The organism is Shewanella corallii, assembly GCF_023349125.1.
GTDB classification, from domain to species: Bacteria; Pseudomonadota; Gammaproteobacteria; order Enterobacterales; family Shewanellaceae; genus Shewanella; species Shewanella corallii.
In genome coordinates this window covers 104,477-119,854 of sequence record NZ_JAKIKT010000010.1, presented here as the reverse complement: position 1 = coordinate 119,854, position 15,378 = coordinate 104,477, and the positions used below count along the sequence as shown (strand labels likewise).

Annotated in this window: 9 protein-coding genes; 5 read left to right on the top strand and 4 right to left on the bottom strand. The window is 49.5% G+C overall.

Going from position 1 to position 15,378, the window contains the following annotated elements:
* Positions 1-351: 351 nt before the first annotated feature.
* From L2725_RS20315 to L2725_RS20300, 4 genes are all read left to right on the top strand, one after another.
* Positions 352-1,272: a manganese-dependent inorganic pyrophosphatase gene (locus L2725_RS20315; RefSeq protein ID WP_248936204.1), complete on the top strand. Its 921-nt coding sequence runs from the start codon at positions 352-354 to the stop codon at positions 1,270-1,272.
* Between the two features lie 108 nt (positions 1,273-1,380).
* Entirely contained in the window at positions 1,381-1,716 is a 336-nt protein-coding gene (locus L2725_RS20310; protein ID WP_249250648.1) for a hypothetical protein, read from the top strand.
* 170 nt (positions 1,717-1,886) lie between these two features.
* Positions 1,887-2,492: a hypothetical protein gene (locus L2725_RS20305; RefSeq protein WP_249250647.1), complete on the top strand. Its 606-nt coding sequence runs from the start codon at positions 1,887-1,889 to the stop codon at positions 2,490-2,492.
* Between the two features lie 41 nt (positions 2,493-2,533).
* On the top strand, positions 2,534-3,034 hold the full coding sequence (locus L2725_RS20300; protein WP_249250646.1) for a hypothetical protein: 501 nt from the start codon (positions 2,534-2,536) through the stop codon (positions 3,032-3,034).
* A 131-nt stretch (positions 3,035-3,165) separates the two neighbouring features.
* Here the strand turns inward: L2725_RS20300 and L2725_RS20295 are convergent, their stop codons facing one another.
* The 4 genes from L2725_RS20295 to L2725_RS20280 form a co-directional block, all read right to left on the bottom strand.
* Positions 3,166-5,232 (bottom strand): PhoX family protein, encoded by a 2,067-nt coding sequence (locus L2725_RS20295; protein ID WP_249250644.1) that lies wholly within the window; start codon positions 5,230-5,232, stop codon positions 3,166-3,168.
* Positions 5,233-5,446: 214 nt separating this feature from the next.
* Positions 5,447-8,119 (bottom strand): TonB-dependent receptor domain-containing protein, encoded by a 2,673-nt coding sequence (locus L2725_RS20290; protein ID WP_249250643.1) that lies wholly within the window; start codon positions 8,117-8,119, stop codon positions 5,447-5,449.
* Between the two features lie 118 nt (positions 8,120-8,237).
* Positions 8,238-11,066 carry a hypothetical protein gene (locus L2725_RS20285; protein WP_249250642.1) on the bottom strand — a complete coding sequence of 943 codons (2,829 nt, stop codon included), beginning with the start codon at positions 11,064-11,066 and terminating at the stop codon, positions 8,238-8,240.
* A 206-nt stretch (positions 11,067-11,272) separates the two neighbouring features.
* A complete protein-coding gene (locus L2725_RS20280; RefSeq protein ID WP_249250641.1) occupies positions 11,273-11,797 on the bottom strand; it encodes a hypothetical protein in 525 nt (174 codons plus the stop codon).
* 244 nt (positions 11,798-12,041) lie between these two features.
* Here L2725_RS20280 and L2725_RS20275 point away from each other — a divergent pair, with 244 nt between their 5' ends.
* Positions 12,042-15,023, top strand: a complete 2,982-nt coding sequence (locus L2725_RS20275) for a DUF3857 domain-containing protein (protein WP_249250640.1) — start codon at positions 12,042-12,044, stop codon at positions 15,021-15,023.
* Positions 15,024-15,378: the final 355 nt, after the last annotated feature.

Genomic DNA, 15,378 nt, shown 5'->3' with positions numbered 1-15,378 from the left:
TACTGCATTAACGCTCATTTATGTAGAACAACTACACCACAATCGCGTTGCTTTGTATAAAACAACGACAAAGTGCTGCAAAAACCATCTTCAAAGGTCAACAGACCCTAGGGGGCAATAGATTTGTTTTTATAGGCCAGCGCCGGAGTGAAATCACTCCGGCGTTTTTTGTTTGTTCAATTGATGATGACAATTAGTCTGATTTACGGCTTTAACATTTTGTTCGGGGGAAAAATTTTGTAGAATCTCGCGATTGTTTAAGCCGCATACTCGTTAACAGCCTGGCTGACAGGATTCCTGCTTTGGATGGGATTTGTTAAAATGCGCCGAAATTAATAGTGAGATTGAGCCATGTCTATATACGTAGTGGGACACAAGATCCCTGATTCTGATTCCATCTGTGGTGCTATCGCGCTGGCCTATCTGAAAAACCAGATCGGCGAGCCAGCCATTGCCACTCGCCTGGGCGAGATCTCTCCTGAGACTCAGTTCATTCTGGACACCTTTGGTGTTGAAGCCCCAGAATTCAAAGAGAGCTATGCCGGTGAGCAGGTTTATATTGTTGACCACTCTGAAGTGACTCAGGCTCCGGACGATATCGCTCAGGCAACTATCGTAGGTATTGTTGACCATCACAAATTGGGCGACTTGACTACCGCTACTCCACTGGAGTGCTGGATCCGCCCTGTAGGCTGCTCTAACACAGTGATCAAGATGATGTACGATTTCCACGGCGTGGAAATTCCAAAGGCGATCGCCGGCATCATGATGTGTGCCATTCTGTCTGACACTGTTGTGTTCAAATCTCCAACCTGTACTACTGCTGATATTCGCTGCGTTGAAGCGCTGGCTGATATCGCAGGTGTTGAAGACTTCCACGGCCTGGGCATGGAAATGTTCAAAGTGAAATCTGCCGTTGAAGGTACGCCAATCCGTGATTTGGTTATGCGTGACTTTAAAGACTTCAACATGAACGGCAAGCTGGTTGGTATTGGCCAGCTGGAAGTGGTTGACCTATCTGTATTTGACGCCATCAAGCACGAGCTGGAAGCTGATATTGCCTCTCTGAAAGAAGAGGGTGGCCGTCACTCTGTGATGCTGCTGCTGACCGACATCATGAAAGAAGGCTCTGAGCTGCTGGTTGTGTCTGATGACGTTGCCGTAGTTGAGCGTGCTTACGGTACCGCTACCGAAAACGGCCGTGTATGGCTGGATGGTGTACTGAGCCGTAAGAAGCAGGTAGTACCACCACTGCAGGATGCTTTCGCTTAATCGCGACTTAGCTCTGAGTGAAATGCCGGCATTTGCCGGCATTTTTGTATATAAAGCTAATGATCTGAAATATATTAATAAATTTATCTATTCATCAGAGGGAAGTCGATGAACGCCATCTTACTATTTATCCTGTTATCCCTGATGTTTGTGTCTCTCTATGTCCGTTTTGTTCAGACACTTGGTGCAGAGCTGTGTAAACATCTTGAAGTGAGTCAGCCTGAGCTCTGGCAGCAGGTGGTCGAACAAGCCAGCCAGCTGGGCAGTGAAGATAAATGGCCAAAAGCGGTGGCATTGCAGATGCTGTTGAATGGTCGCTTTGCTGATCAGGGCTCAACTGAATTGAGTCGGTTCAAATCAAAATCGACTCTCTATCGTGTAGCCCTTGCATTGTCCTTTGGTCTGGCATTGGTAATCAGCTATTGTTTCCACCTTTTCGCGTAACACTCAGGCAAATCTCACCATAAAGTCCGGTTAAATCCGGGCTTCCACTGTGTGACAATAAAATTGACCTGAAATCAGAATCTCAGCCTGATAAGCCCCCGATCGAAGGGGCTTGTATTATTCATCACATCTTTGGGTGAGATTAACTCTGACCCGTATGGAACCTGCCAATGTCCGAGCCGCAAAAAAACATGTCTGCAGCTGAGATAAACAAACTTATTTGTGCCTATGTTGCTGCATTTCCTGACGTGCTCCCAGCCAGTGCCGTGCCAGAACAGATGAGGAAGGGCAAGGTTGATAAGGATGGCTGGGTCGAGTGGCAAGTCACGCAAGCTATGGTGGATCACGTCAGTCTGGCGGCGCTTGAAAACCAGCAGAGCATAAAAATACCTGTCTGTGTCCGGGAATATCTCAGCAGTTGCTGTCATCTGCTTGAACAGGTTCACAGCAGCGCTTATCAGGATACTTTGGTGATGATGACTCCTGTTCCAGGTGATAGTCCGCTCCAGCCTTTGGCTGAACTAATTGCCGCCTGGCGTCCCTTAATAGATTGTGGGTACTTTCCCATAGCACTTTGGGGAGATGCCTGGGGGCCGGTGTGCATAGACATTTCGGACGCATCCAAAGAGCCAGCCCCTTTGGTGTGGTTTGATCATTCTGAATTAAATACAGTCAAAGAGAGGTCGAGGGCAAGTCTGCACAGTTTAGCAAAACCTTTATACCCGGGTTTCAGGGAGTTTATGCTGGATATATTGACACCAGTCAGCCCGCATTGAACAAAATACAGTGAGTAAGTGAACAAGTTCAGGAGGCTAAATTGAATCCATTGGAAATAACCACCGAGGCGGAGAGAGGGTTTCAACAAGCGGTGAAGCAGTATCTCTGTCTGCTGTCTGCAGATCTGACTCAGGTACTCCGGCAATTGATTCAGCACAGTTACCCTGAAGATGTTGTCGAGTTGGCATTTGAATTGTTTCCAGATGGATTTAGTGAAGGATTTCCTGTGCAGACATTCTTCCTGGATGCGGATAATTCGGAAGTGTTCATTATGGTCAACGGAGAGGCTCAGTACCCATCACCCGTTGAGCCTGAGTTACTGGAGAACCCTCAGGTTTACCCCTGGGAGCTTGAAAGTAATTATGCAATGGGTGACAACGAATTTAATGCCTGGGGTATCGCTTCTTATACATTAATCGATTGGTTCTTTGATTGTTGGCAACAGGCTGGAGGAAAGCATTTCCCCCTGAAAGCCAAAATCGGTGTACACGACAGCCGTCACCAGTTTGATTTGATCAAGGGTCAATGGCACAAAGGGTAAGTTGACCTTGTCTGATTCGGGCCTGCCTGAGCCTCAACAGTCTAACAACGACAAGGTCGTTCCATACCAAGTTCATGATCAAATAAGTAAGGGCCCCAACAGGAGCCCTTTTTTACTGCTAATCCTCTGGATTAGACGCCTATCTCCCCACCATCGTTTTTGGTAATGACCACAGTCGCCGCCCTTGGACGAACGCTGGTGCCTGCTGGTGTGACCTCAGCAGCATTGGCGGAATATGGCCAATTGCCCGGGTGCTGAATATTGGCAAACATATTCTTGTAATCCGGAGTGATAGCAAAGCCTGTCACTTCACAGCCATTGGGACCGACGAAGAAACGACGCAACTGGGTTTGGTTGTCAGCACTGATGACCTGCTGATTTCCATCACCATCAACCAAGGTTGAAGGCACCACAGCCAGCATCTGGTCATTGGTGTATTCCTCAACTTCATCAGCACCATTGTCTGTCTGCACCCACATAATGCCACGCTTATCAAAGGCGAGGCCGTCAGGGCTGGCAAATTGGTTAAGCTCCGCCAGGCCGGAGCGGTTGGTATCTGCATCACCATCTTCAGGTGAGCCAAATACAAAAATATCCCAGCTAAAGTCTGTGGCGTCTTCACCTTCATCCCAGCGAATGATGTGACCGAATGAATTATCTATGCGCGGGTTGGCGGCATTGGCCTCATCACGTCGGGTGTTGTTGGTCAGTGTCAGGTAAGCGCTGCCGGTAAATGGATCGACGGCACACCACTCAGGCCGGTCCATCTCAGTGGCTCCTACTGCATCAGCTGCCCCGGGCGTGTTCAGAATAATGGCGGCCTGAGATACAAATTTTTCACCCAGGCGGCGACCATCAGTGGTCACGCTGTCCAGTGTCAGGGGGATCCAGTTACCTGTACCATCTGCATTGAATTTGGCGACGTAAAGTGTGCCTTCATTCATGTATTTATCGCCGGTAGCGATACGATTGGCTGGGTTGGCATCCGCAGGATCCCAGTTGGCATCTGACACAAATTTGTACATATATTCAAAGCGTGAATCATGACCTGAATAGAAGGTCACAGGCTTACCGGCTTCCAGTTTGCCAAAGGTGCAACCTTCGTGACGGAAACGACCCAGCGCGGTGCGCTTTACTGCGCGGGTGGCTGGGTTATATGGGTCGATTTCTACAATGTAACCGTGACCATTGGCCTCATTGCGGTAATCCTGCTGGGCACTGTTGCCACTTGGCGTGACATTGAAGCGGGTAAATTCATCCACCAACTCCTCTGTGTGGCCTTCAAGGGTATCCCAGCGATAACGGCTGTTTGAATGGCTCAGGCCGAGTCTGTCCTGATCTTCCGTGTGGTCACCACGGTTTACAAAGTAACCGGGCCAGTTTTCTTCGCAGGTGAGGTAGGTGCCCCAGGGAGTATATCCGTTACCACAGTTATTAAGGGTGCCGCGGGCCTGGCTACCATCGGGGGAAAAGCGGGTTTCCAGATAAGAGGTATATGCCAGAGGGCCGGCAATATCCATGATGGTGGCACCGGTAAAACGACGGTTATGGCGGTCGTTCTTAACCACCTCCCACTGGCTGCCATTCTTACGGATACGTACCACTGAAACGCCATGTCCGTTGATCTCCTTGCGTACCTCATCCACCACAGTACGCTTGCCATCAGCATCAAGCGTTGGACCGTTTGCATGCAGGGCATCCAAATCCAGGTATTCATGGTTTACCACCAGCAGGCCATCTTCACTGCTGTCATTCAGCGGGAAGAAATGCATACCATCATGGTGCATCCCCATGGCATTGGCCTGATCTTCTGCCGTATTGGTGCCGTCAGACTTCCATTCTCTGGCTTTATCATTCAGTGGCGTGCCCCAGGGAGCCAATACCTGGGCGCTGTAACCTTGAGGAACGGCAACAGCATCTGTCATAGAGCCGGCAATAGAATCAAAACCCAGTTTAACCGAGGCTTGTGTCGGTGGGGCCGGGGTTGGTGCGGGTGGTGGCGTTGGCGCAGGTTTAACGACAGTTTCATTGCTGGAATTACAGCCACTCAGGCCAGCTCCGGCGAAGGCGGCCATGGCGCTCATACCCAGTCCACCTTTAACAAAGTGGCGACGGGAAAGATGACGTTCAAGCACCTGATTAAATGTTTCATTATTACTTTTGTTGTAGCACCTTGGGTCATGGGTTGCTTTGCTCATTGGACACTCCTGAGTGTTAACGCATTTTGTTGTTTTGATGAAGCAATGAGAGCCAGCTCACACTGCGATGCGCTACACACTAAGGGGGGAAGATGACAGTTTGGCTGAAAACAGATGACCCTGAGATTGCCAAATTGTGTCAGAGATATTTACCCTCCTATAACGAAAAAAATCCGGCCCGAAGGCCGGATTTTGGCTGCTGCAAAAACGCAGATCAGTAGGTATAACTGAACTGCAAGGTGTACTCAGTGCCAGGATCTTTGGCGTACACCTGGCTATCCTGTTGCTCATACTCAGTCTCGGAGCCCAGGATATTTTTCACCTTCAGTTTCATGGCAAAGGACTCTACCGGCGTATAGCTATAGGTAAAATCCAGGCTTTGGAACGGCTGCTCAAACACGTCATCAAGGCCGCCACGTCCACCGTAGGCAATTCTTTCCCCAAACACGTTATATACCAGGGTTGCACTGTGTGCTTCATCCGGTGAATCAAAGCTCAACTGCAGGTTGGCCACCCAGGGAGAGTGACCTGTCATGGCACGTGTTTCGTTGGTAGGGTCAATTTCCCCATTGGGTTTGATATTGATCTCTGAATCGCTCAGGGTCAGGTTACCGGCAACAAAGAAGGCATCCCAGATGCTGTCATCACCACCGATAAAGCCAAGTCCCTGCAGAAATTCAAGTTCAAGTCCGTATATTTCACCGCTTTCGGCGTTATAGAATTTGAGCTGACGCCCGGCTTCAGAAATACGTTGAATAGGTTCAATGGGTGCTTCAACATCTTTATAGAAGAGACCGGCGCTGAAGTTATTGGTGCGACCCGGATACCATTCCCATCTGAGGTCCAGGTTATAGATGTCTGAGCTTTTCAGCTCCGGATTTCCAAAGAAATCAAACCCCGTTACCGGATCCTGGAAACGTACCGGTGAGACCTCCCGCAGGTCAGGACGTACCACAGTTTTACTGGCGCCGAAACGCCATTGCTGCTCGTCGGTACTCTTCCAGGTCAGAGACAGGGAAGGGAACCAGCCATCTTCAGCAATAACATAGTCGGTCAATTGATAACGGCCGCCTTCATCAGAGATTTCGCCTTCCGGCGTGAGCGGCAGAGTTGCGCGCTTGAAGTCTTCATAGCGAACACCGGCATAGATGCGCCAGATGTCGTCCAGATCCACATCAATGCTCATAAAGCCCGCTTCAGTGATCTCGGCTGCGACATAATCTTCGGTGTCGGTCGAGGCATCCTTCAGTTCAAGTTTGAGCAGGTTATTCTGGATGTTTGAGTCTGAGAAAATCGCTGAGAAGGCCTGGCGCAGTATTTCACCATTGGTATCCGTTGGTGTCAGGTTGACGTCCAGTGCAAGTCGGGTGGCATAGCTTTCCCGGGTACGTTCATAGTACTGATAGCCGCCTTTGAGAGTGATGATATTGTCACCCAGCTCCAATGGCAGAGACAGATCCCAGCCATAGTTCTCAGTATCATCCTCAAGGTTGGAGAACACATATTTGGGTGCGTCCTGAGTGTTGAGATTACGGGTGGTTTGGTTACCCTCATCATCAAATACCACATTGTATGTGTATACCAGTTCATTGGGGGCGTAACGACGGGAACGGGCGTCTGAGTACATCCAGTTAAACTCGATATCCCACCAGTCATAGAAGTAGTGCTCCCCTTTGATCTGGTTGGAGATCAAAGTACGCTCTTCATAGTCAATTTCAAACACCTGAAGTGCATTCGGCTCACCTATGGTGTCTATGGTCTCTTCGATAGCAATGGACACATCATCTGAGGTATCCCGCAGGTAAGTGGTATAGGTGGAGATACTGTGGTCTTCGGTGAACTCGATGCCCATATTCAGCATACCTGAAGTCTGAACGACATATTCAGTCCCTTCGATATCCTGCTGGTTTTCTATTTGGATTTCAGTGGCATCACCGTCCAGTTCCACCTCTTTCTTGGTGTAGTTTTCTGCCTGCTCTTTATAGGAGCCCGCAGCGATAAAACCAAATACCCAGTCTTCGCCAATATCCCAGCGATTCCCCACCGCGATATTACCCCGCAGGCCGGGATCTGTGGTTTCACGGTTGAAATCCATATCCCGGTTCAGGTCTTCGGCCAGGGCGCGGTTGATGGCCTGAGCCTGGGAAAAGTTAATGGTGCCCTTGGAGTTGGTGACAATATCAATGGGGCTGATACCACCATAAGCCTGGATGGTTTCATTGATGCTGGAGGGCATGGCGCGGGCACCATCGTCCTTGCCACTGGCGTCCAGACCATCAGGGTAGGTCAGGGTATCCTGGGAGTCATTGCTGTTAAGGCGTCCCCCGACAGAGACCTTGAACAGCAGGTCGGCGGGAATCGCTTTAGTGCGGATATCGACATGACCGCCACCGAAGGCTGCAGGAAGATCCGCGGATGCGGCTTTTTGTACCGACAGAGTGTCGATAATTGATGCCGGGAACATATCCAGCGGGACCACATTTCGGGTAGGGTCCGGAGAAGGGACATTAGCGCCATTCAGGGTCGTGCTTGAGTAGCGCTCTCCCAGACCACGTACATAAATAAATTTGCCATCTTTCAATGTCAGGCCGGTAATACGACGCAATGCTGACGCGGCGTCACTGTCACCTGTGCGTGAGATTTGCTCTGCGCCCATCAAGTCAGACACAGTTGGGACTTCCCGGCGTTCTTCCATTGCGGCAGAAGCTGAAGCACGCAGACGGCCCATGACCTCAATGCGCTCGATAGGAAAGTCATCGCCATCGACAGCGGGCTCTTCATTATCAGCCGCCTGTGCATTCAAAGGCATGACGCCGCACAGGGCTAACAAAGCAGAAGTCACTGCAAGGCTGAGCTTATTGGCTGGAAAACCAGGCTGAGTTTTCATATGTGTACAATCCTGTTCCTGTCAGGCAAAAGCCGCAGCAAGCGGCTTGTCGTTCTGATTCTTTTAGGCTGGGTTCACCCCGGCACAAACACCTGTTTATGCCGGGGACACGCCGGGCTTATTCTTCGATGAATGCCCAGCCTTCACGCCAGTCGGTGGTACCGTCAAAGGCACCGATATAGTCAGTTGACATAAAGAAGCTGTCGCTCGTGCTCATATCGACACCTGCGCCCAGCAGCTTGGTTTCACCAGCGGAAGGGATACCGTCATTGGTGTTAACCGCGGTGGCCTGATTACCTGTTTGTCCGCTGAACCAGTTGGCGACATTGATGGCATCTGCCGTATCGGTATTGTCAGAGCTGTATTTGAAAGGCTCGTTACAATCGATTACCGAGTGGGTCATCACCAGCTTGCCGTCATTGACGTTATCAACCAGTTCAGAGTAGGTGCCGTCCAGCTCCAGACACTCACCGGTTTCAGTGGTTGACGTCGCGCCTTTACGACCCTGTACCAGTACGTTGTGCAGCGCACCGGCTGTTGCGACCCGAAGCAGGATACCTTCACCCTTGTCTCCACTGGCGTTTTCTACATCCACGCCCGGCAGTATGGTTACGTTTGACAAAGTAGGGTTCGAGACAGGAGTGTCACCTGTGCCTTTGTGGCTGTCGGCTTCAATACCGCGGTTAGCCTGGCCATCTTCGTGGGTGATGAAGACAAACTGGGCTTTACCTGTCCAACCATTGGTCCAGTCCCAGGAGTCATCAAAGTTGTCGCTGAGGTACACATATTTGAGGTTGACTGCGCCGCCCCAGAACTCGACACCATCGTCGCCGTTGGCGTGAACCTGAATATGGTCTACCTGAGTACCACTGCCCACAGCAGCAAAGGAGATCCCGTTCATTTCCTGGGTGTCGTTGACCTTGAATCCGGCGTACTTAACCACAACGTAAGACAGCTGACCTGAGCTCTCGGCATTGTCATTGCCGCCATAAGGGTGGTCACCCACTTCAAAGGCAACATCGCAGGAATTTGGATCATCACACTTGTTGGTCAGGCCATTACCCAGGAGTACCAGCCCACCCCATTGACCACGGGACGTGGTTGCACCTTGAATCACATCCTGTTCAGAGGTCATGATGATAGGCTTGGCTGCTGTGCCCACGGCTTTGATATCAGAGCCCCGTGACACTGCAATATAGGAGTTATCTGTACCAAACAGGTTTACGCCAGCCTGAATGGCCAGAGTGGCTGAGTTTTCATTGTCGCCGCCAACAACCAGTGGGCCACCGTCAATCTTGTACAGCACGTTTTTACCGGCCAGCAAGGTAACATCTGACGTCATGTTGCCACTCATAGCGCAGACCAGAGTGATATTACTGTCTTTGTACAGGCCAGCTGTCACAGTTTCAGAGGTGGTCCCAACAGGGCAGGAGGTCAGGGTAGGCAACTCTGTGTTGGGGGGAGTGGCGTCACCGTGAATGCCGGTAGTCCAGTTCTGGGTCCAGTCATTGGTGCCGTCAAATGCACCTATGTAATTGGCGTTGGTGAAACGGCTGTCTACGTTGGCGAGATCCGCTTTACCCCCGGTCAGCGCCCGGGACGTTGCATTTGGCATATAGCCATCGAGATCGGCTGCCCCCACCAGGTTACCATCCTGACCTTTGTACCAGGCTTCAACATCCAGTGTCATGGTGTTGCCCTTGTCTGGATCAGCCTTGGTGTTTTTGAACGGTTCAACACAGTCAATCAGACTGTTGTTCATGGTCAGGTTACCGTCTTCAGTAGCCACCACAGTGTTGTCGTCATTGATTTCGAGACATTCGCCAGAGTCTACGCCACCCTTAACCAGCATGTTGTAGGTGTGAGCACCTGTGCCCTTACGGAACAGAATACCTTCGGCGTCATCGCCTCCGGAGTTCTCACCGTCTGCCACTTCGATGGTGAAGTTTGCCAGTGCCGGCATTGACTGTGGCTCGGCATCAGCGCTTGAATTGCTGTCTGCTTCAATACCTCGGTTGGAACCGTTGTCTTTCTGGCTGATGTAGACATGTTGGGCACTGCCTTGCCAACCGTTGGTCCAGTCCAGTGAGTCATCAAAGTTGTTGGTCAACACCACATTGGAGATAGCAACATTACCCCCCCAGAACTCAACGCCGTCATCGTTGTTTTCGTGAACCTGGATATATTCCACTGTGGTACCGCTGCCGACACCACCGAAGGAGATACCGTTCATCTCCTGAGTGTCATTGATTTTGAAGCCACCAAACTCAACACGAACATATTTCAAAGAGCCTGAGCTGTCGTCACTTTGGTTACCACCGTATTGATGGCTGCCAACTTCGAAAGCCACGTCACAATCGTTCAGATCCGGACAGGTATTAACGGGCGCATTCCCAAGCAGCACCAGACCACCCCATTGACCGGCCTGACCCTGTTGACCGATACCGGCTTCTACAGATGTAAATACGATAGGTGCAGATTCAGTGCCCTCTGCTTTAATTTCTGAGTCACGGCTGACGACCAGATAGGCATCATTGCCACCCAGTACCTTAACGCCTTCCATGATTTCCAGCTCGACCGAGTTTTCTTGGTCGCCACCGGCGACAACTGCGCCGTCCAGTTGCCACACTACATCACTGCCAAGTACGATCTTTGCGCCATTCTGTCCACCTGTGGTGCCACTGCCAATCGTTGAGCTGCCTGTTGACGGTGCCAAAGTGCCTTTGAGTACCCAAACTTCCTTACCATCGACAGATGCAAGGGAAGTGCTCTTGGTTGCGAAACCTTTGTAGGCTTTTTGCTGAGGAGTTTCTGTTGGAGGCGTTGGGTTTGGAGTGGAGCCTCCATTGTCATCATTTCCGGTGTTGATATTGATGTCGCCGCCACAGCCAGCCAAAAGCAGTGCAGTAGATAAAGCACTGAGCGCAAAGATATTGTGCAATTTCATTATGTTCTCCGAGATCCGGCAGAGTTGTTAAAAGTTCAGACGGAACCCTAAAGAACATTTGTTAAAGAAAGGTTTCAGGAATTGGTCGTTAATATGACGCTGGCTGTGAGCGCTGTCACAACAGGCTTTGCATTATGGGTGTCGCAAATAATTCATTGAAATGTCACACAAACACGGGAGTTGCCTATCTCGACATAGGGGGGCTGCTACTGGCATTTATCTATATACAGTTGGCTCTGATAATGGGGAGTTTTTTTAAATTCTGAGTGTGTTGGGGACTGGGGCCGATAGTAGATCAGCATACAGGCTTGCCACCATTGAGCTGGGTCCATACCGGCAGGGTAGAGGATGATGCGGGTGTCGGTGCCTTTGCCACTAACACTCAATTCCAGTTGATCGTTTAGCTGCGTAATACAAACTGCCACATCAGATTGCTTAATACTGCAATCAGGTAATCCGAGCAGACTGAGCATACTTCTGGGTGTGGGATAACCGTTTAAAAGGTTCACTTTTATGCCATCTATTTTGACGGTTGCCTGGCCCAGATCTCTGTCCTTGATCTTAGCTTCCAGAACCACTGCGTCGTATGAGGCTTGAAATAACTGTTGATATTCCATCAGCAAAGTCTCGCGGGAGTCCTTGCGCGTGTCGGTGAGCAATAGCCAGATAACCACTGCTATGGCGACAATGAGAAAGATATATCTGGCAAATGAAGGAGTATTTGGTTTCACAAACTGGAATGCACTTGGTTTCTGGTTGTTGATTTCAAATCAAGATACCTCTGATTTGAGTCTGAACAAAATGTTATTTATATGTTGCGCGCAATCCGGCTATTCGTGAAGATAAAAAGCCCTGTATTCGATTCCATTAGCCAAGATGCCAATAAGCATAATCACAACGCTGACTCGTCTATTTAATAAAGGCTTTAACTTTGATCCTCACATTGGAAAATGTCACTCAATTTACAGCCTGTTGATGCTCTTGGCTTTGCCCTTTCAAGCTTTGGGCAACAATGAGATTCAAACCCGCCATGAATTGGATACTGAATGGGCATCCGGCCAGTATGAAACTCAGGGCTTATATTTCACAGGTGTTCCCGACTGGGTGTCGGCTATCAAGATACCGACAGTGTCTGAGATACCTAAAGATGAGGTCACAGACGGCATCTACACCCTGTTGGTCGACAACCAATACAGGGTTCCGAAAGAGGATGCTCCCGAATATTACTCTCGTTATGCAAAACAGATTACCGGCAGTGATGGGCTGGAGACGGCCTCACAGATTGAGATTGAGTTTGATCCCAGCTACGAAAAGATTCTGTTCCACGGTGTCAGATTAAAGCGTGATGGGGTGTGGTTGGATAAAAGCCGGGATGTCAGTTTTTCGCTGCAGGACAGCAGAGGCAATGATGCACTCCTGGTCAGGCAGAATAAGTCAGCCTATTGGATCGTTAATGATGTCAGAGTTGGTGATATCTTCGAATATCATTTCACCCGTATCGGTCAAAATCCCGTGTATCAGGGCATATTTTCTGCTGCGCGAACCCTGCAATGGTCGGTACCGGTTCACGATCAGCACTATCGTCTGGTTTGGCAAAAAGAAACGCCCCCGAATATCCATTTTACAGACGGTGAGATGGAGATGGAGCAAATCCGCCTAGGAGACACTACAGAGTATAAGTTGATGTTAAATCAGGTGCCTGCAGTCAGAGTGCCCAATGATACTCCATCCTGGTACCGTCCCTATGCGAGGGTGTTTATTAATGAGGTCAATAGCTGGCAAGAGGTAACTGACTGGGCAAGACCGCTTTTTGAGCGTCAGACAGTTGCAGATGATGAAATCACAGCTTTGGCGAAAAGATTTAAGGAGAGCGGCGACCAGAAGCAACAGGTGGCGGCAGCAACTCAGTTTGTACAGGAGGAGATCCGATATTTGGGGCTTGAGATGGGCAGCAACAGTCATATGCCTGCGTCGGCGCCGGATACCCTGACTAAACGTTATGGTGACTGTAAAGACAAAACTGTGTTGTTAGCGGCGATTTTGAGGGCGATGGGTGTTAAGGCTTCTCCTGTTCTGGTGCACTCCACTGAGGGCCAGGTATTGGATACCATGCAGCCTTCACCTAAGCGATTTAACCATGCGATCGTAAAAGCGGAAGTCGCGGGAGAAGTGCAGTGGATCGATCCTACAATACTTCATCAACAGGCTACCGGATACCAGCCTGACTATGGGTATGCACTTGTGCTGGACGACACAGGCCATCAGCTTGAGCTCATGTCCAAGTCCAACTCAGGCTCGCGGGTTGAATATAAAGAGGTCTATAAACTACCTGATACCAACGAAAATCCATTGAGCTTGAGGGTGGTGACCACCTATGGAGGCGTAGATGCAATTAATGGCCGTTCAACTTTAAGCAGCAACGGACTCGAGGGGGTCTCTGAACAGTACCTCAAGTATTACGGTAATAGCTTTCCGACCATAACAATCGCCGAACCTCTCGAGGTCGTTCACGGTAACCACGGTGAGTTGACCTACCATGAGTCCTACAATATGGATGAGGCCTGGGAGATCGATGAAGCAGGGGCATTGACTATTTACTTCAGTGAGAACCAGGTGTCATCCTATCTTCAGGTTCCCGATGCCGGCGACCCAAGGCCCAGGGGGCAAACTTTTCCACTCGAAATTAATGGTCTGATTCGGATTGAGCTGGAATCTGAAGACTGGAGCTTTACTGACGAGCGTATCAATGAATCCAATCCATTTTTCGATTATCAGTATCAATTAACATTCGATAAAAAGGGTAGGAAGCTGATGTTGGAATACAGCTTTAAAACCCACACAGATCTGATATCAGCTGAAGAGTTAAAAGCTTATTCGGACGCAATATTAAAAGTTCGAGATTCCTTGAGTATTGGTTTAACCCGCTCAGCTCCTGCATCAGCCACTTCGTCTGACTCACAAGCCGTACCTGACAATATTGGGTTATCTGAAGCGGTATGGATTGTCATTATCCTGGTTATCATGCTGTTTAGTTTGGTTTTAGCTATCTCCAGCTTTCTGGTTGCCAAAGATTATGATGGGGAGGTTGAATATTATCCTGTTTCTCCAATCAGTTTCTATTTACTGTCTCTGGTGACATTGGGTATTTACCCTTTCTATTGGCAATACAAGTGCTGGCAATATATCAAACGTCGAGACGACTCAGATATCTGGCCATTTGTAAGGGCACTCTTCGGCGTGTTTTGGCTTTACCCACTTTACTTAACGTTAAAGCAAAGGCATTCGGACCGGAACATTAGTTTCCCTGTGTCTACTTTTGTGATGGGAGTATTGTGTTTTCTGTTTTTCGTCTTCAACGCGTCTCATCAGTTATCAGAAAAAGCGGGCTGGTTCAGTGAGCTCTTGCTCCCTTTGTGTGTGCTTCCCCTGGTGTTATATGTCAACCAGCTAAATCTTGGTCGCCGAGAGGCTATTGCCCATAACTCAAGGCCAAGAGCCCGTCACATTGCCATCGCTATAGTCACAGTGCCTCTGGCGGTATTTGCCGTAACCCAATCCATTGGCCTGATGCCGTCAGAAAGAGTCGTTAAAGGTGATGAGCTGTGGCAGAGAGATATCAGTTATATGCAGCGAAAGCAGCTGTTCGGCGCGAACGAAACACCTGTACTCTTCTACAGTGATGCGCTTTTCAATGTTCGGGATGATGGCAACGGCTTTACTGACACCCGGGTGTTCTCTTACTGGAAGGATGAAGGCCAGTTTGATTCCAGATCTGTGCCTTTCGAGCAGGTAGCGGAGATAGAGATTGAGTATGCCGACTCAGATAACGATAACTCAGTGATCACTATTACTCTGGAAGACCAGAGTTATTTTCTCCTGTTTGTGCCTCACGCAGAGGAAGATGACCAGCGTTTCTATCAGCAGCTCAACAAAAGCTGGCAATCATCTAAAACTTAACACTCAGCCCCTAATCAGACAGAAGCCGGACACACGCCCGGCTTTTTTATAATACCAATCCGCATAGGAGATTGATCTCATCAGAGCCATGTCAGCCATTCGAGTACAATCCAAATTGATGACGACATAGTGGTTCTATGACTAAACAATTTGGGGCAGTAATCGTGTGGCTGACAGGCTCCCGAAGGGCGAGTTTTAAAGGTGCGCATACTGCCCAGAGCTCGCTTGATTTATCCCGATAGACCTTTGCTCGCTCCGATTGTCTCCACGCCTTTAAATTCTCGCTGAGTGACTAAACTCCTATGCGGATTGGTATACTCACACTTTTTAACGATATCAGACTTGCTAGCAGGCC

Bases quoted from the DNA above. Each gene is read 5' to 3' on its own strand.
- L2725_RS20315 (WP_248936204.1), top strand. From the start codon at position 352: ATGTCTATATACGTAGTGGGACACAAGATCCCTGATTCTGATTCCATC.
- L2725_RS20310 (WP_249250648.1), top strand. From the start codon at position 1,381: ATGAACGCCATCTTACTATTTATCCTGTTATCCCTGATGTTTGTGTCT.
- L2725_RS20305 (WP_249250647.1), top strand. From the start codon at position 1,887: ATGTCCGAGCCGCAAAAAAACATGTCTGCAGCTGAGATAAACAAACTT.
- L2725_RS20295 (WP_249250644.1), bottom strand. From the start codon at position 5,232: ATGAGCAAAGCAACCCATGACCCAAGGTGCTACAACAAAAGTAATAAT.
- L2725_RS20290 (WP_249250643.1), bottom strand. From the start codon at position 8,119: ATGAAAACTCAGCCTGGTTTTCCAGCCAATAAGCTCAGCCTTGCAGTG.
- L2725_RS20285 (WP_249250642.1), bottom strand. From the start codon at position 11,066: ATGAAATTGCACAATATCTTTGCGCTCAGTGCTTTATCTACTGCACTG.
- L2725_RS20275 (WP_249250640.1), top strand. From the start codon at position 12,042: ATGCTCTTGGCTTTGCCCTTTCAAGCTTTGGGCAACAATGAGATTCAA.